The following is a 16,211-nucleotide window of genomic DNA, read 5'->3' on the forward strand; positions in this document are numbered from 1 at the left end:
TTTTGGTGGTTTATAGAGCAAAAAAGGCGGATAGATGCCCGCCTTTTTATTGGGTAGTGAAACCTGTCAGTTATACGGCTTATTCTGTTCCTGCTGCCATTCTTCCGACATCAGTACTTCATCAGCCGGTTTGCCGGGAATGGCATGACCTTCGCTGGCCCATTCGCCCAGATCAATCAGCTTGCAGCGTTCGCAGCAGAATGGACGGTATTTGTTTTCCGCAATCCATTCCACGTCTTTTTTACAGGTCGGGCAGTTTACTTTCATGGGTTTCTCACAGGTTTGCTACTCGCATGTCAGCCAGCGCTGTTGCTGACGATTTTATAGTGAGGCTGCACGCAACAGGTAGCTGTTGTGTAACAGTTCCAGTTGCTGGTGCAGCTCAGCCAGCCCCAGGCTGTTATCGGCAATATCATCGGCGCGTGCACGGCGTTCATCGCGAGGCATTTGTGCAGCGATAATGCGGCGGATCTGATCGGCGTTATTCTGGTCGCGGGAAGTGGCCCGCGCAATCTGAATATCGACCGGCACATCAATCAGCAGTGTATGTTGTGTTAATAATGCCTGGCCGGATTCGAACAACAGGGGCGACACCAGAATGGCATAGGCAGAGGTTGCTTGCTGCAACTGGCGGATAATACTGTCGCGGATGCGCGGGTGAGTTTGGGATTCCAGCCACTTACGTTCATTCGGCTCGGAGAAAACTTTGTCACGCAGCCAGGCACGATTAAGACTACCGTCCGCCAGCAGTGCCTGTTCGCCGAAATGCTCCTTGATTGCCTGCCAGGCCGGCTGGCCAGGCTCAACAACTTCGCGGGCGACAATATCGGCATCGACCACAGTAATACCTTTGCCGGCAAAAAAGTCACTGGCAGCGGTTTTGCCGCTGCCAATTCCACCGGTTAAACCCAGAACCCACATCGCTGATTATTACCTGTCAGAAACGGCCCAGATACCACTGGCTGATGTCATTGCCCCAGAGGGCGGCAATCCAGCCAGCGGCGGCCAGATAGGGGCCAAAAGGAATCGGAACATTTTTGTCCCGTCCGAGAATAATAATGCCGGCAATACCAACCACAGCGCCCACCACGGAAGAGAGCAGGATGATCAGCGGCAGGCTTTGAACGCCGAGCCAGGCGCCAAGGGCGGCCAGCAATTTGAAGTCACCGTAACCCATTCCCTCTTTGCCGGTAACCAGCTTGAAGATCCAGAACACGCTCCACAATGCCAGATAGCCTGCAGCTGCGCCGTATACCGCACTTTCCAGATCGGTAAATAATCCCTGACTATTGACCAGAAGACCCAGCCACAGAAGGCTTAACGTCATGGTGTCGGGCAAAATCTGATGGTCGATATCAATCACCGACATGCTGATTAACAGCCAGGTGAACACCAGCATAGCGGCCAGTTGCCAGCCCCAGGGATACACCAGTAATAACGCCGTACTCAGAATGGCGGTGGCAATTTCCACCGCCGGATAACGCAGGCCTATAGGGGCGCCACAACCGGCACACTTACCGCGCAGTAAGACCCAGCTCAGCAGCGGAATATTCTGCCAGGCTTTTACCGGAGCCTGACATTTGGGGCAGTGTGAGTCAGGCTTTAACAGGTTGAAGGGCTTACTCAGATCGTCAATGGCCGGGTGCTTGGGCAGATTGCTGTCCATTTCCAGGCAATCCTGCTTCCAGCTGCGGAACATCATGACCGGAAAGCGCAGTATCACGACATTGAGGAAGCTGCCTATAAGGAGGCTGAACAGCGTGATAAAAATAGCCAGCCAGACAAGGTTGTCGGCCAGCAGTTGCAGCAGTTTCATCAGATCGCTTTACCCATCTCGAAGATTGGCAGGTACATTGCGATGATCAGACCACCGATTACCACACCGAGGAATGCCATAATCATAGGCTCCAGCAGAGCGGTCATGTTGTCGACTGCGTTATCCACTTCATCTTCGAAATAAGTGGCGGCTTTATCCAGCATGGCATCAAGAGCACCGGATTCCTCACCGATACTGGTCATCTGTACCACCATATTGGGGAACACACCGGTCGAACGCATCGCAAAGTGCATCTGCTGGCCAGAGGATACTTCATCACGGATTTTCAGTACGGCTTCGCGGTAAACAACATTGCCTACCGCACCGGCAACCGACTCCAGTGCTTCTACTAAGGGCACACCCGCAGCAAAGGTGGTCGACAGAACCCGGGCATAACGGGCAACCGCCGCCTTGCGGATAAGATCGCCGAACACGGGAAGCTTAAGGGTGAGGCGCTCAAAGTTATTGCGGAAAGCCGGTGAGCGTTTCATTGCCTGTGAAAAGAACACCCCGGCAACGGCAAGAACGCCCAATACATGCAGATAATAGGCCTGCGCCTGTTCGGACAGATAAACCACAAACTGTGTCGGTGCCGGCAGTTGTGAACCAAAACTGCGGAACATATCATCAAAGGTTGGTACCACTTTAATCAGCAGGATAGCGGTTACCACGAAAGCCACTACCAGAGTTGCAAGGGGGTAGGTCATCGCCTTCTTGATTTTGGCTTTCAGTACTTCCGTTTTTTCTTTGTAGATAGCCACTTTTTCCAGCATGGCTTCAAGCGCACCGGCCTGCTCGCCGGACTCGACCAGATTACAGGTCAGGTCGTCGAAGTACTCAGGATGTTGTTTCAGCGCAGAGGCGAAGTCATTACCGGCAGAAACGGTATCACGCAGACCCAATATAAGCTCTTTCATCGACGGGTTATCAATGCCATCGGCCACGATATCAAATGACTGTACCAGAGGAACACCAGCTTTGATCATGGTCGCCATCTGTCGGGTAAAAAAGGTGATATCAGCGGATTTGATTTTTTTCTTGCCCAGCCCACCCATTCCCAGCAGGGGTTGTGCAACTTTACGGACCTTCAGCGGATTAACACCCTGCTTACGCAGCTGGGCTTTGACCATAGCGGCATTTTGGCCGCTCATCTCGCCCTTAATCGTCTGGCCGCGGCGATTGATGCCTTCCCAGGCAAAGGCGCTGTTCTTTATTTGCTTAGCCATTGTGCTGTTGTATCCATGCTATGGGCAGCACAAAGGCTGCCGTAAAACTTAGTCGGTGGTTACCCGGTTAGCTTCTTCCAGGCTGGTAACCCCTTGGGCAACCTTTTGCAGCGCCGATGTACGCAAATCGTTAAAGCCTTCTTTGCGCGCCGCATCAGAAATCTCAATCGAGTTACCGCCCTCCATGATAATACGGGAGATGGCATCGGTTATTCTAACTACTTCATAAATACCGACACGGCCTTTGTATCCGCCTTTACATTGTTCGCAACCAACCGGCTTATAAATCTCAGCGGTTTGCAGCTGCTCATCCGTAAAGCCAGCTTCCAAAAGCAGCTCTTTAGGTATTTCTGCCGGAACCTTGCAACTTGGGCAAAGGCGGCGTGCTAATCGTTGAGCGATAATCAGACTGACGGAGGTGGCAATATTGAACGAGGGCACGCCCATGTTGGCCAGACGGGTCAGGGTTTCGGCAGCACTGTTAGTGTGTAGTGTGGAAAGCACTAAGTGACCAGTCTGGGCTGCTTTAATCGCGATGGAGGCAGTATCCAGATCCCGGATTTCCCCTACCATCACCACGTCCGGGTCCTGACGCAGGAAGGAACGCAGAGCCGCTGCAAAGTCGAGGCCTACGCGGGCGTTCACGTTTACCTGGTTAATACCTTCGAGGTTAATTTCCACCGGGTCTTCGGCAGTGGATATATTGGTGCCTTCCACGTTAAGGATATTCAGACCGGTATACAGGGATACCGTTTTACCGGAGCCGGTCGGGCCGGTAACCAGAATCATCCCCTGAGGCTTGGCCAGGGCATCCAGATACAGGGTTTTCTGATCGGCTTCATAGCCGAGCATATCAATCCCCAGTTTGGCTGAAGAAGGATCGAGAATACGCAGTACGATCTTTTCGCCCCACAGGGTTGGCAGGGTATTGACGCGGAAGTCGATGGCCTTGGTTTTGGACAGCTTCATCTTGATACGGCCATCCTGGGGAACACGCCGCTCAGAGATATCCATCTGTGACATCACCTTTAAGCGCGCAGCAATCTTGCCGGCAAGGTTGACTGGCGGGCTGGCGACTTCATGCAACATACCATCGGTACGGTAACGTACCCGGTAGCGCTTTTCATAAGGCTCAAAATGAATATCGGAAGCGCCGCCTTTAATAGCATCGAGCAGCATTTTATTGACAAAACGTACGATCGGAGCGTCGTCGCCGGAGGAATCTTTCTCGGTTTCCTGGGCTTTATCCCGGGCGTCCGGGTCTTCCAGATCCACATCGTCGAGCTCGCCGTCCAGGTCACCAAAGCTGTTGTCGTTAGCGGCCAGAAACTTATCGACGGCACTGCCGAGTTTATCTTCTTCAGCCAGTACCGCTTCAACGGTCATGCCGGTATTAAACTTGATTTCGTCGATTGCCAGCATGGCGGATGGGTCGCTTTGCGCAACAAAAAGACGGTTTCCGCGCTGAAACAGTGGCAGCACCCGGTGTTTCTCGATCAGCTCCCGGCTGACCAGTTCTTTGGGCATCAGATCAAAATCAAAGGCACTGAGGTCCAACAGGGGGAGACCAAACTCTTCAGAAGCCAGCAGTGCAATGGCGCGTGATTTTATGTAACCCGATGCAACGGCGGCGGCAACAAAGCTGATTTTGTCCTGCTTTGCCTTATTGATGATTTCCTGAGCCTGCTGACTGTTCACCAGATTCTGCTCAACGATACGGCGTGGTAAGCCGGTTAAGACGGCCATAGAGATTCCCCAAAGGCATTGTGCTTTTTGTATCAGAACATACCAGAGGGCGTGGGGATAAGCCAGAGATTGGGCGTGGTAAGAGGGGGAGCACAGGCAATAAAAACCCCGCCAGAGCGGGGTTTTATTAGCTATTAAAGCTGGGTAGCGAAGTCTGAGTTGACGTTCTCATGCATCCACTTGCATGCAACACCAGCCAAATCTATACCAGCTGCGAGCGCGCCGGTTGCAGTTGCAGCCCACGCCAGTGTTTGTGGACGGTTTGCTATGTACAGAGGAATCAAGTCGATAGTTCCGTCGATATCGGCATCAATAGATCCGTCCAGATTGATTTGAACGTAAATATTAGGTGCTGTTGGGGCGGCAGGATATGCCAGAGGGAACCCTGTACAAGTTACTGCTGGAATGGCAGCACCCTCCAGAATAGACACGCCATCATTAGTGTCAACGCCATCAATGCGGTCTGCATCTGGAGCTGCACGCATTCCATATACGGTTTGCCAGCACGATTGAGCTGTATTCAATGGGCTATAGAGACATTCCACGGCTCTGATACTGCCGACACCGTTTGTTGCCAGGAGCCAGTTTTCGCCTTTGTCGGAGTAGTTCGAATTGATTGCTGTTTGTACAGAGCTAACAGCAGAAAAAATACCACTCATTTTGGTGGTGACGATGTATTCGCGATACGCAGGCAGAGCCACAGAGGCCAGAATACCGATAATCGCAATAACGATCATCAATTCAATCAGGGTAAAACCTTTTTGAACTTGTTTTAACATAGGGAATTCTCCACTCGATTTGAGATTTTTAATTCTTGACTCGTTTGGTGACGGTTGACTGTATTTCAGTCTGCGACACGCCTGCGGGTCAGAGCCATTCATGCTAGATGGTGCGAAGAGTGTGCCAAGCTTGCGGAGCCTCCGCAAGCCCTATTTGTGCGCTATCTCAATGATCTGTGAAGTAGTTACGGAAAAACCAGGTGACAAATATTGTCACTTTTGAGTGTGTTTTGTCCGGTGATGGCTAAGCATGTCAATGCCCGGTAGTGGCCTGGCCATCTTGTGGAGATAAATGAGTGATTTCCAGGTTTTTATCCTTATCGATGAGGATGTAGGTAGTATCTTTGACACCAGCATCGAGCTTTAGAAATACTGATGGCCGATCAGAGTACGTCTTATCCCGTAATATTTCGTTACTGAACGGGAGAAGATTGTCTTTACTGATTGAAAAATCCGACGCGTTCACTGAGCCTGTTACGGGACGATCATAAGCAGTTTGGTAATAGAACAATGGTGTATTTTGTTCGGCGATGTATGAAAGGGTACTTTTGTCAATATTTGATGCATACAGGGTTATTGCTCCGTTTTCCGGATTAAATACCAGAAACCCCACCGGCCGGCGTTCATGTATCAGGTAACTACCGGCGATCAGTGCGCCGGCCTGCAATAACGCAATTACAGCCAGATCCATCTTCAGACTTTTTTTCGCCGGATTAAAAACAATAAGGGTGCAAAGCGGGCCGAGAACCAGATCGACACCCGCGATTAACGCAATGGCTTTCCAGCCTTTTTCCGACTCAAAGAAAATACCCGGATACCAGACGTAAAACACCAGCAACAACAGAATAAGAAAAATAAAAAAGCTGACCGCCAGGTGAACGGCAAAAGCCTGATAACGGTTGTACGAAGTAATATTCATTTATATGCCTTTGAAATCTTTTTTATGGCGATTGTTAATTTACCAGTCGCATCGACAGGTCAATCGCTTTGCAGTCTTTGGTCAGAGCACCAATAGAAATGTAATCCACGCCGGTTTCGGCATAGGCACGCAGACTGGTATCGGTAATGCCGCCGGAAGCTTCCAGTTTTACCACGCCGTTAGGGCGGCCCTGACTTTTCTGTCTGGCATGGACAACGGCAACGCGCATTTGTTCAGGATTAAAGTTGTCGAGCATGATGATGTCGGCACCGGCGTCGATAGCTTCATCCAGCTGTTGCATGGTTTCCACTTCTACTTCGACTGGTTTGCCAGGGGCAATGTCATGAGCCTGGCTGATCGCCGCCCGGATGCCACCGGCGGCCATGATGTGGTTTTCCTTAATAAGGAAAGCGTCGTACAGGCCAATACGATGGTTAAAGCAACCGCCGACGCTGACGGCGTACTTCTGTGCGATTCGCAGACCAGGAATGGTTTTGCGGGTATCGAGCAACTTAACGCCGGTGCCGGTCACTTTGTCGGCATAGAAGCGGCACAGGGTGGCAGTGCCGGACAGGCTTTGCAGAAAGTTCAGGGCGCAGCGCTCGCCGGTCAGCAGCGAGCGGGCACTGCCCTGCAGTTCAAACAGCGTCTGGTTGGGGCGTACCCACTGGCCTTCAGATACACGCCAGATCACGCTGACGGCCGGATCGAGCTGGCGGAATACTTCATCTACCCAGGCGCGTCCGGCAACAATGGCGCGCTCACGGGAAATGATGCGCGCTTTGGCTTGCTGAGTTGCCGGGATCAGACGGGCGGTAATATCGCCGCTGCCCACATCTTCTTCCAGCGCACGGGCAACGATGGTGGCGATATCATTTTGATGCAGGCTCAGATCCATGGTTTAAGAAACTCTTTGTCAGCTTGAAGACGACCGGGCTCAGCAGTAACAGGGCAACCAGGTTTGGCAGCGCCATCATTGCGTTGAGGGTATCGGCAATCAGCCAGGCGACGTCGAGTTCACGCGTTGCACCGATCGGAATGGCCAAAACCCAGATGATCCGGAAAATGGGCACGGATTTTACACCGAACAGGTACTCTGTGCATTTCTCTCCATAAAAAGACCAGCCAATAATGGTGGTGAAGGCAAAAATCGCCAGGCCGAGGGTCACAATATAGTTACCAACGCCGGGCAGGCCGAGGGCGAAAGCGGCGGAAGTGAGGTTGGCGCCACTTAAGCCTTTGCCGGCGACACATTCGGCGACTTCGGGCGGGCACAGTTGCCAGGCACCGGAGGCGACAATCACCAGCCCGGTGATGGTGCAGATAATGATGGTGTCGATAAAGGTACCCAGCATGGCAATGCTGCCCTGACGCACCGGATTGTCAGTCTGAGCGGCGGCGTGGGCAATCGGCGCGCTGCCCAGACCGGCTTCGTTAGAGAATACGCCGCGGGCCACACCAAAGCGGATAGCAGCCCAGACCGCTGCGCCGGCAAAGCCACCCACTGCGGCTGTCGGGTTAAAGGCGTGATGAATAATCAGTTCAATTGCCTGTGGTACCCGGTCGGCAAAGATCACCAGCAGTATCAGGCCACCAAGTATGTAAGCAATCGCCATAAAAGGGACGAGCTTACCGGCCACTTCAGAGATACGGCGAATGCCACCTAATAGAACCATGCCAACGAGAATGGCGATAGCTACGCCGGTCGCCCATTCCGGCACACCAAAACCATCGTGCAGGGCGTCGGCGACCGAGTTGGCCTGTACGCCGTTACCGATACCGAAGCCTGCCAGCATACCGAAGAAAGCGAAGATTAATGCCATCCAGCGGAATTTCGGGCCAAGGCCGTTGCGGATGTAGTACATGGGGCCGCCAACATAATGGCCCTGTTCGTTGCGTTCACGGTAATGAACGGCAAGTACGGCTTCAGCGTATTTGGTAGCCATGCCCAGCAGGGCAATCAGCCACATCCAGAACAGCGCCCCTGGCCCACCGGAAGCAATCGCGGTGGCAACCCCGGCAATATTTCCGGTACCGATCGTGGCTGACAGCGAGGTCATCAGGGCGTTGAAACCGGATATTTCGCCCTGACCTTTGCCTTCGCGGTTGGTCCACAGGTAGACGAAACCGCGTTTGATATTACGGATCGGATAAGCTTTCAGGCCGATGGTCAGATACAGGCCGGTGATGCCGATCAGAAACAGCATGGGCGCACCCCAGGCCCAGCCATTAATCGTCTTAATAAACTCCAGCATGCTGCTCTCTCTTTATTGTCATTTTATGTCAGCGGTCACTATAAAGGTTGTGGCAGAGGCTGCCAAACTGACGACACTGCTAAAAAGCGTTAAGGTGTCGACTTTGTTCATGGTATCCGGGAGCACAAGCATGAAAGTGAGTGAGGGGCGTCTGGATAGTGCCTGCTGGTGTCCGTCACCGAACTTTGGCCCGCGCCCGTCCGGTAGTGAGGGTGAGATCAGTCTGTTGGTGATTCACAATATCAGCCTGCCGCCAGGCCAGTTTGGTGGTGGTTATGTGCAGCGTTTTTTTCAGAATGAATTGCCGGTCGATGAGCATCCGTACTTTGCCGAAATCGCTTCTCTGCAGGTTTCCAGTCACTTACTGATCGAGCGCGACGGAACCGTAACCCAGTTTGTGAATTTTAATGACCGCGCCTGGCATGCCGGGCGTTCGGTTTATAACGGCAGGGAAGACTGCAACGACTATTCTGTAGGTATTGAGCTTGAGGGTACGGACACCGATGCCTACAGTGCGGTGCAATACGTTACGCTGGCTGCTGTCATCAGAGCGTTGCAGCAGGCCTATCCTGCTATCGGTGCGCGTATTACCGGGCACGAGCATATTGCGCCAGGGCGGAAAACCGATCCGGGCCCGGCATTCGACTGGCAACATTTACTCCGTTTATTGGCTTCGTCCGGAGATTGAGAGGCTGTTATGAAATTTCTGATCGTTTTTATCGCACTGGTACTGCAATCGCAATTACCTTTGCCGCAGCGCAGTACACGCAGCCGCACCTTTGCGCGCTGGCTCAGCCTGTGGCTGCCGCGCAGCTTTTTTCCGCGTATCCCGCGCCACGTAAAATACGCTTTGATCGTGGTTATTCCTGCGTTGCTGCTGGCGGGCGGGTTCTGGTATATGGAGCAGTTTGCCTGGGGATTAATCAGCTTTGTGCTGGAAATCCTGTTGTTGCTTTATGTGCTGTCGCACATCGGTATTGAGCGGCACCTGCAGGAATACCGTGAAGATTTGCAACAGGGGGATACTCAGGGCGCTTACCACTGTGCTGAAAAATTCCTCGCGGTACCGGAAGTCAGCGTGACGGAAGATACCGGGCAGATGAACGAGCAGGTAATTAAAGCGCTGTTGCATCGCTGGTTCGAATATTTTTTCTTGATGGTTTTCTGGTACATGATTGCCGATGTCGCCGGGGTATTGCTGGCCTGGTTCAGTGTGCAGTATGCGCGCGCCAGCGACTGTGATCAGAAAGCCTGGCGTTACCTGCACTGGCTGGAGTGGATTCCGGTTCGTCTGTTAGGGCTTACTTATGGTCTGGCGGGTAATTTTATGCGTGCCCTGCCGGTCTGGCAGGGGTATTTATGGCAGCTGAAAGCGAGTGGCGCCGATATTTTGTTTTCCGTCGCCAGCAGTGCGTTATCCCATAACGGTGAGCAGAGAAAATGGCATAGCGTTGCTGACGATGGTGAGGCGGCGGCACGGGAGCTGGATGAATGGCATCAGCTGCATTTGCGCAGTGTCTCTATTTGGATGGTTATGATCGCTGCGGCCACGGTAGGGGGGTGGTTGCTGTAGTAACAGCGGCTTAAAAGTCGCTGCCCTGATAGTACTTAATGCACGGTCAGGGCAGCATTATTGTCTCTTACCTTCAGCCTTTGATGGCAATGCCGACTGGCAACTCTTCAAACCAGTTCAGAAATTCGTGCACATAGGGCGGCTGAAACAAGCGGCCATGCTGTGGTGCCATAATCTGAATATCCAGTTGCCGTACGCGACGAACCCAGTCCAGCTTTGCCTCATTCGACGGCATCCAGCGCTGGTGGAATTTACGCATTTTGGGAATGTGCGTACTCATATTGTCGACCCAAAGCGGAGCATCGGTGGATTCCATCGCTGCTCCGATATCGCCACTCATTAATATTTTAGCTTTCGGATCATAGACATTAAAATTGCCGGAAGAATGCAGATAATGGGCAGGAATAAACTGCAGCTGAATGCGGCCCAGATTCAGCGTCATACCTTCATCCGGAATTGAGCAATACTCTATTTTTTCCATACCGAAGTGACGGATAAAACTTTCCCATAACCAGGGGGAGTAAAGCTTGGCATTGGGTAATGCCTGATCCCATAAACCCAGCGACGAGATAATGTCAGGATCCTGATGCGAGGCAAATAAATGTGTGATCTGTTCGGCGGGTACGAATTTTAATACCGCTGACAACATTGGGGCGAATAGCTCAATACCGCCCGGATCCAGCAGAATGGTCTGATCACCACTCTGAATCAGATACTGATTGGTATCGATAATACCTTCGGCTTTATGTGGGTCGCGGCCGAACATAATCCAGCGGTGATCACCGTCTTCATACAGAGTGGTTGCCAGCATAGTGCGATTCCTTATCCTGTTTATCGTCCGTTGCGGATTATTGTGTGTGTTTTTGCCGCTGCCCGAGCAGGCGTCTGGCCTGGCTCAGGTGAGCGCGGATTTTGTCGGCGGTATCGGTAATATTTTGCGCAATCACCTCCAGCTGATTGCGGAAATCACCGGCTGAGGCGGCTTCTACTTTGCTGGAAGTGGCAATCAGATTGGCGGTGCGGATGTGTTTATCGCCTTCTTCCAGCTGTTGCTCCAGTTCACGCAGACCACGGCTGAGGGTTTGCGACAACGTCTCGCGCTGTTTATAGCAGTTCTGCATCGAAACGGTCAGCGAACCGAGGTTCTGGCTGTGCTGGTCGGCGACCCAGCCAAATTTGTCGGCGGCGGTACTGGCGCGCCACAGAGCCACCGCGTTATGGGATAAATGCTCAGAGACGCCGTTAATATATTGCGACTGGCGGATAATGTCGGATGCCAGCTCATCAATAAAATGCGTAATTGCCTTAAAACCTACGGTTTTGGAACCGGCTCGGACGGCCAGCGCACGGGCGTTTTTGGCTGTCAGGGCGAGTCCTTTGGCTTCCAGCATGGCCTGATGTAATTCGGCGGCAATGCTGGCAGCGGTAACAAAAATAGGTGTAGCCATAATCAGTGTGTCCGGCAGAGGCTCTGGTATCTGAGCGCGAATACTGAAAAGTATAGATAGTTTTTCTGTTATCTCCGCAGATCAGTTCGCGGTTATCTTCTGGTTCGGTAATTCAGTGCCCGCAGCATTGGTTTTCAGCCAGCCACGCACGCGGCGCACGATCAGGTTGCTGTCGTCGTAATTCAGATCAAATGCCGGAATTTCGATTTGCTGATATTGCAGGCGTTGTTTATGCCGCATGCTGCCGGCGCGTTGCTGAGTAGCATAAACAGGGCTGATGCTCTGCTCGCTGATCAGATCGAGTAATGGCAGATCCAGCCGCACCAGTTGCTGATTCAGTGGCACGGGAGACAGCGGGTTATCCAGGGCATCAATCAGAATCAGTGCCAGTCCGCGCTCCTGTGCTTTACTTTGGCTGCCTGCATTGCCTGCCGTTTTACTTGTCGCGCCGTTCTTGCTGCGCGCCAGTAAAAAATCAGCCGCCCAGTTAGCGCTGTTACCACAGGCAATCACCACAATATTGAGCTGACCGCGCTGATTGAGAAAGCTGATGCCTTGCCGGATACGGTCCTGCATCTGCTCGCGGTAGCGTTCGTTGGGGTCCGTTTTCTCTGCCGGTTCCGCTGTCTGCGGTTCATCTGTTGTTGGCAACGGTGGTAGTCCGCTCAGTCTTGGTAAGGCAGGTTCGGCGGCATTAAATGCACTGTCCTGTCCGTCGCTGGAGGTTTTTTCGACAGCACTGATGCCATTGCTGTCGACGCTGTCCGCGACTGGTGTTGCCGCTGGCGGTGAGGCTTCAGAAGGCGCTGCGGCATTGTCGGCAGGGGTTGCTTCAGGAACTTCTGTGGCTGCCGGCGTGGCGGCGGCGGTATATTCGGCCGTACTGGTGCGTGCCGGTGGCTGTGCTACGGGTTGTTCCGGCAGTTCGATGCTCAGGGTGGTCCAGCCATAAGCCGGCAGGGTTTCACGCAGCGGCGCGACGATTTCCGGCCAGTGTCCGTGCTGGCCATTGTCGTGCAGAATCAGCACACCGCCCTGAGGCTGGCCACGGGTTTCGGTTAACAGCAGGCCGTAAAATTCACTTTCGGCGGCAACCAGTCTGACCAGTTCGGATTCACGGCTGTGCAGTTGCAGATATTGCAGCAGGCCGTAATGGCGGCTGGCGTCCGGATTCGGAACAACCCGCGGCAGTTGCTTTACGGCGGTTTGATTCTGATCTTCCGGTGACTGCGGATCTTCTGTTGCCGCGGGTGCTTCTGCAGTATCCGGCAATGCTGCGTCACTGGCCGGCACTGGCTGACCGCTCTCATTGCCGCTGTTGTCATTATTGCCGCTGCCGCTATTTGGACTGCCGCTGCCATTGGTGTTGTCGCCATCTGCGGCATAAAGCACACAGCTACCCAGCAACAGCAGAGCGGGCAAGGCTTTGAGCAGGTTTTTCAGCAACCCTGAGAGAGCCGTCATGGGTGTAAAATCCTTAAAAACTGACGCTTTTCAGGCTTACAGCAAAAGCCGTTCCTGTTTTCTGGCTGTGGCTGACATGGTATTGCCGGCGGTAGTGTTCGCCGCGCTCAGACCTTACAATGCGCGCTGAATTTCTCTTTGCCGGAACCGCTGATGAAAGACTTCCTGATTGCACCGTCCATTCTGTCTGCCGACTTTGCCCGTCTGGGTGAAGAAGTTGAAAACGTACTGGCCGCCGGAGCCGATGTGGTGCACTTCGACGTGATGGATAACCACTACGTACCGAACCTGACCATCGGCCCGATGGTGTGTAAAGCGTTGCGCAATCATGGCATCAAGGCACCGATTGATGTGCACCTGATGGTAAAGCCGGTGGATCGTCTGATCGGCGATTTTATTGAAGCCGGTGCAACCTATATCACCTTCCACCCGGAAGCGTCTGAGCATATCGACCGCAGCCTGCAGCTGATTAAATCGGCGGGCTGTAAAGCGGGCCTGGTGTTTAACCCGGCAACACCACTGCATTACATGGACTATGTGATGGATAAGCTGGATGTGGTGCTGCTGATGTCGGTTAACCCGGGCTTTGGTGGTCAGTCTTTTATTCCGGCCACACTGGATAAACTGCGTGAAGCGCGCGCCAAAATTGATGCATCGGGTCTGGATATTCGTCTGGAAATCGACGGTGGTGTTAAGGCCGATAATATCCGCGAAATCACCGCTGCCGGTGCCGATATGTTTGTCGCCGGTTCTGCCATTTTTAATGCGCCGGACTACAAAACTGTTATCGATCAGATGCGTGCAGAAATCGCTGCTGCGGCGAAGTAACGGATGCGCTGGAATGCTGCGCTGAGTGCGCATTTTGCAGTGGCTTCAGGCCCGCAGTTATTGCTGCTGGATCTGGACGGCACACTGATTGACAGTGTGCCCGATCTGGCGGCCGCGGTGGATATTATGCTGGCAGGTCTTGGCCGTGCAGCCGCCGGCACAGAAAACGTCAGCCACTGGGTCGGTAACGGTGCGGATATGCTGATCCGCCGCGCCCTCTGCGACGGTGATGAACAGGCTGCCGTGGCGTTGGCCACCGGGCATGTGCAACCGGCGCGGGCGCTGTTCGATCAGGCGTATCTGAATGCCCTGCATCATGCCACCGGCGCATATCCGGGCGTTAGCGAGTGGTTGCAGCAGGTGTCGGTGCCCAAGGTGTTGATTACCAATAAACCGCGTTTATTTACCCTGCCTTTACTGCAATCACTGGGCTGGGAAGAGTACTTCGTTCAGGTGTTGTGCGGCGATGATCTGGCCGAGAAAAAACCATCAGCCATGCCTTTGTTACACGCCTGCCAGACGCAGAATGTGACGCCGCAACAGGCACTGATGATCGGTGATTCGCGTAACGATATTCAGGCGGCAAAAGCGGCGGGTATTGCCAGTGTTGCCGTCACTTACGGCTATAACCACGGCGAAGATATTCACAGCGCCCGGCCTGACTGGGTGGTGGATAATCTGCTGCAGTTACTCGGCTGATACTATCAATACTAACAGCGGCGGCCTAACCGCCGCTGTTGTCTGCTTTCTTTATCTGCCCGAAAACGGCTTAAAGGCACTGCTGTCCCACAGTTTTTAATCAGCACCATAAGTAGCAAAAACAGCATTTTTTAACATCAAGGCCTGCTGCCTCCCAGGGGAACTTATCCCCTTGCCGGCGGGCCGACCCCAGCTTCGCGCTTTCTGGGCCGTGAGACTCCGGGCGTCCTTGCCCTTCGCGCTACGCGCCAGCCTTCGGCTGTTCATTTTGCTCCGGCAAAATAGTCCTTGAAACCTTGATATTTACTGGCCGCGCGCCTCATCGGCCATCCATGGCCGGAGCCGCTTGTCCGCATCCCTGCGGACAGACCAGACATATCAGCGGTTTCTGCGGCGGCCCCAGAGGCGCAGAACACCGTCACCGCGATGCCGTTTTTCAGATCAAACGCATTTTTGAAATATCATGTCTCAAACACGGTTTCCTCTGGAATACGGCTGAGCGGATTGCTCAAACCGGCGATCGTGCGGCGCCAGACAACCAGATGATTCTGTGGCCTTCAGAGCAAAACCCGGCCCCGGAACGATACAAATTGTTGGTACTTAAAAGAGTCGTTCCGGGGCGAATTGTTTTGCGTGCCACATAATCATTGCAGTTGGCTGGATGAAGCCGGACGCGCCGAAAAGAGAGGATCGGAAGGAGATACCTCTCCTTGCAGGGGGCCAGGGGCTTGCCCCGGAAAGGCGTTTCAGATTGAAAAACAGTCGTCGATTAATGCTGCAATTTGGAGTGACGCGATGTCACTCCAGGCTGTGGACAGTAGTGTGCTTAAAGGTATTTCTGCCAGAACATCGCTTTACCCATGGCCGCATCCAGCTCATAGCTGGCATAACCCAGTGAGCGGTATGCGTTCTGCGCCACCTTATTACCTTCCAGCACTTCCAGCGTCAGCTTGCAGCAGCCGAGTTCGCGGGCGATCTCTTCGGTTTTATTCATAATGCGCTTTGACAGACCACGGCCCTGGAATTTTTCCATTACGGCAACGTCGTGCACATTCAGCAGTGGTTTGCAGGAGAAGGTTGAAAAACCTTCGATGGAAATCACCAGTCCCGCTGGCTCATCATCAATAAAGGCCAGTACCACGTGCACATTCGGGCGCCTGGCCAGCTCAGCTGCCAGATTAGCACGGGTAAAGTCAGACAGTTTTTCACCGCCACCCATAATGCCGTCGGCATAGTGGTTCAGCACCTCGATCATGGCGCTGGCATGAAGGGGATTGTTCAGATCAGCAATAACGATTTGTTCAGATTGTTCAGACACAACAGCAATTCCGGATTTAATAAGATACTCAGCAGTGCCGTACTGTAGGAGTTCCGGTCCGTGGCGTAAAGCATCGCATCCTGTGCTGCGTGGAATGACCGGCAGTGTTGACATTTTATGACGCCAGGGCCTGTTTAATT

At 53.2% G+C, this 16,211-nt stretch carries 16 protein-coding genes and 1 pseudogene; 4 read left to right on the plus strand and 13 right to left on the minus strand.

The window, feature by feature from the left end:
• Positions 1-66: 66 nt before the first annotated feature.
• The 9 genes and pseudogenes from yacG to MT343_RS04485 all read right to left on the minus strand — a co-directional run bounded on the left by yacG (position 67) and on the right by MT343_RS04485 (position 8,741).
• Complete coding sequence (gene yacG, locus MT343_RS04445) at positions 67-267, minus strand: DNA gyrase inhibitor YacG (protein ID WP_145469683.1); 201 nt, start codon at positions 265-267, stop codon at positions 67-69.
• Positions 268-321: 54 nt separating this feature from the next.
• Positions 322-921: a dephospho-CoA kinase gene (gene coaE / locus MT343_RS04450; protein ID WP_145469682.1), complete on the minus strand. Its 600-nt coding sequence runs from the start codon at positions 919-921 to the stop codon at positions 322-324.
• 16 nt (positions 922-937) lie between these two features.
• Positions 938-1,816, minus strand: coding sequence for a prepilin peptidase (locus MT343_RS04455; RefSeq protein WP_145469681.1), 879 nt, complete (start codon positions 1,814-1,816; stop codon positions 938-940).
• On the minus strand, positions 1,816-3,042 hold the full coding sequence (locus tag MT343_RS04460; RefSeq protein WP_145469680.1) for a type II secretion system F family protein: 1,227 nt from the start codon (positions 3,040-3,042) through the stop codon (positions 1,816-1,818). The genes MT343_RS04455 and MT343_RS04460 overlap by 1 nt, the downstream gene beginning before the upstream one ends.
• 48 nt (positions 3,043-3,090) lie before the next feature.
• Positions 3,091-4,788, minus strand: coding sequence for a type IV-A pilus assembly ATPase PilB (gene pilB, locus MT343_RS04465; RefSeq protein ID WP_145469679.1), 1,698 nt, complete (start codon positions 4,786-4,788; stop codon positions 3,091-3,093).
• A gap of 673 nt (positions 4,789-5,461) precedes the next feature.
• Positions 5,462-5,567, minus strand: a pseudogene (locus tag MT343_RS19645) (pilin); the annotation flags it as partial.
• 253 nt (positions 5,568-5,820) lie between these two features.
• Positions 5,821-6,486: a hypothetical protein gene (locus MT343_RS04475; RefSeq protein ID WP_145469677.1), complete on the minus strand. Its 666-nt coding sequence runs from the start codon at positions 6,484-6,486 to the stop codon at positions 5,821-5,823.
• 34 nt (positions 6,487-6,520) lie between these two features.
• Positions 6,521-7,384, minus strand: a complete 864-nt coding sequence (gene nadC / locus MT343_RS04480) for a carboxylating nicotinate-nucleotide diphosphorylase (protein WP_145469676.1) — start codon at positions 7,382-7,384, stop codon at positions 6,521-6,523.
• Positions 7,359-8,741, minus strand: coding sequence for an alanine/glycine:cation symporter family protein (locus MT343_RS04485; RefSeq protein WP_145469675.1), 1,383 nt, complete (start codon positions 8,739-8,741; stop codon positions 7,359-7,361). The genes nadC and MT343_RS04485 overlap by 26 nt, the downstream gene beginning before the upstream one ends.
• Positions 8,742-8,871: 130 nt before the next feature.
• Here MT343_RS04485 and ampD point away from each other — a divergent pair, with 130 nt between their 5' ends.
• Positions 8,872-9,429 carry a 1,6-anhydro-N-acetylmuramyl-L-alanine amidase AmpD gene (gene ampD / locus MT343_RS04490; protein ID WP_145469674.1) on the plus strand — a complete coding sequence of 186 codons (558 nt, stop codon included), beginning with the start codon at positions 8,872-8,874 and terminating at the stop codon, positions 9,427-9,429.
• 9 nt (positions 9,430-9,438) lie between these two features.
• Complete coding sequence (gene ampE / locus MT343_RS04495) at positions 9,439-10,314, plus strand: regulatory signaling modulator protein AmpE (RefSeq protein ID WP_145469673.1); 876 nt, start codon at positions 9,439-9,441, stop codon at positions 10,312-10,314.
• A gap of 73 nt (positions 10,315-10,387) precedes the next feature.
• Here the strand turns inward: ampE and MT343_RS04500 are convergent, their stop codons facing one another.
• The 3 genes from MT343_RS04500 to MT343_RS04510 form a co-directional block, all read right to left on the minus strand.
• A complete protein-coding gene (locus tag MT343_RS04500) occupies positions 10,388-11,125 on the minus strand; it encodes an MBL fold metallo-hydrolase (RefSeq protein WP_145469672.1) in 738 nt (245 codons plus the stop codon).
• Between the two features lie 37 nt (positions 11,126-11,162).
• Complete coding sequence (locus MT343_RS04505) at positions 11,163-11,762, minus strand: hypothetical protein (RefSeq protein WP_145469671.1); 600 nt, start codon at positions 11,760-11,762, stop codon at positions 11,163-11,165.
• Between the two features lie 81 nt (positions 11,763-11,843).
• The gene (locus MT343_RS04510) at positions 11,844-13,226 is read right to left on the minus strand and encodes a DUF3530 family protein (RefSeq protein WP_145469670.1); all 1,383 of its coding nucleotides are present in this window, start codon (positions 13,224-13,226) and stop codon (positions 11,844-11,846) included.
• 153 nt (positions 13,227-13,379) lie between these two features.
• Between MT343_RS04510 and rpe the strand changes: the two genes are divergently transcribed.
• Positions 13,380-14,054 (plus strand): ribulose-phosphate 3-epimerase, encoded by a 675-nt coding sequence (gene rpe, locus MT343_RS04515; RefSeq protein ID WP_145469669.1) that lies wholly within the window; start codon positions 13,380-13,382, stop codon positions 14,052-14,054.
• Between the two features lie 3 nt (positions 14,055-14,057).
• Positions 14,058-14,753, plus strand: a complete 696-nt coding sequence (locus MT343_RS04520; protein ID WP_145469668.1) for a phosphoglycolate phosphatase — start codon at positions 14,058-14,060, stop codon at positions 14,751-14,753.
• 826 nt (positions 14,754-15,579) lie between these two features.
• On the opposite strand, the gene MT343_RS04525 is transcribed toward MT343_RS04520, so the two are convergent.
• Positions 15,580-16,071 carry a GNAT family N-acetyltransferase gene (locus tag MT343_RS04525; RefSeq protein ID WP_230332742.1) on the minus strand — a complete coding sequence of 164 codons (492 nt, stop codon included), beginning with the start codon at positions 16,069-16,071 and terminating at the stop codon, positions 15,580-15,582.
• Positions 16,072-16,211 lie beyond the last annotated feature (140 nt).

Source organism: Venatorbacter sp. C2-1 (assembly GCF_022832715.1).
Lineage (GTDB): Bacteria > Pseudomonadota > Gammaproteobacteria > Pseudomonadales > Oceanobacteraceae > Venatoribacter > Venatoribacter alkanivorans.

Excerpts from the sequence above, each read along its gene's own strand:
- yacG (WP_145469683.1), bottom strand. The coding sequence starts at position 267 with ATGAAAGTAAACTGCCCGACCTGTAAAAAAGACGTGGAATGGATTGCG.
- coaE (WP_145469682.1), bottom strand. The coding sequence starts at position 921 with ATGTGGGTTCTGGGTTTAACCGGTGGAATTGGCAGCGGCAAAACCGCT.
- MT343_RS04455 (WP_145469681.1), bottom strand. The coding sequence starts at position 1,816 with ATGAAACTGCTGCAACTGCTGGCCGACAACCTTGTCTGGCTGGCTATT.
- MT343_RS04460 (WP_145469680.1), bottom strand. The coding sequence starts at position 3,042 with ATGGCTAAGCAAATAAAGAACAGCGCCTTTGCCTGGGAAGGCATCAAT.
- pilB (WP_145469679.1), bottom strand. The coding sequence starts at position 4,788 with ATGGCCGTCTTAACCGGCTTACCACGCCGTATCGTTGAGCAGAATCTG.
- MT343_RS04475 (WP_145469677.1), bottom strand. The coding sequence starts at position 6,486 with ATGAATATTACTTCGTACAACCGTTATCAGGCTTTTGCCGTTCACCTG.
- nadC (WP_145469676.1), bottom strand. The coding sequence starts at position 7,384 with ATGGATCTGAGCCTGCATCAAAATGATATCGCCACCATCGTTGCCCGT.
- MT343_RS04485 (WP_145469675.1), bottom strand. The coding sequence starts at position 8,741 with ATGCTGGAGTTTATTAAGACGATTAATGGCTGGGCCTGGGGTGCGCCC.
- ampD (WP_145469674.1), top strand. The coding sequence starts at position 8,872 with ATGAAAGTGAGTGAGGGGCGTCTGGATAGTGCCTGCTGGTGTCCGTCA.
- ampE (WP_145469673.1), top strand. The coding sequence starts at position 9,439 with ATGAAATTTCTGATCGTTTTTATCGCACTGGTACTGCAATCGCAATTA.
- MT343_RS04500 (WP_145469672.1), bottom strand. The coding sequence starts at position 11,125 with ATGCTGGCAACCACTCTGTATGAAGACGGTGATCACCGCTGGATTATG.
- MT343_RS04505 (WP_145469671.1), bottom strand. The coding sequence starts at position 11,762 with ATGGCTACACCTATTTTTGTTACCGCTGCCAGCATTGCCGCCGAATTA.
- MT343_RS04510 (WP_145469670.1), bottom strand. The coding sequence starts at position 13,226 with ATGACGGCTCTCTCAGGGTTGCTGAAAAACCTGCTCAAAGCCTTGCCC.
- rpe (WP_145469669.1), top strand. The coding sequence starts at position 13,380 with ATGAAAGACTTCCTGATTGCACCGTCCATTCTGTCTGCCGACTTTGCC.
- MT343_RS04520 (WP_145469668.1), top strand. The coding sequence starts at position 14,058 with ATGCGCTGGAATGCTGCGCTGAGTGCGCATTTTGCAGTGGCTTCAGGC.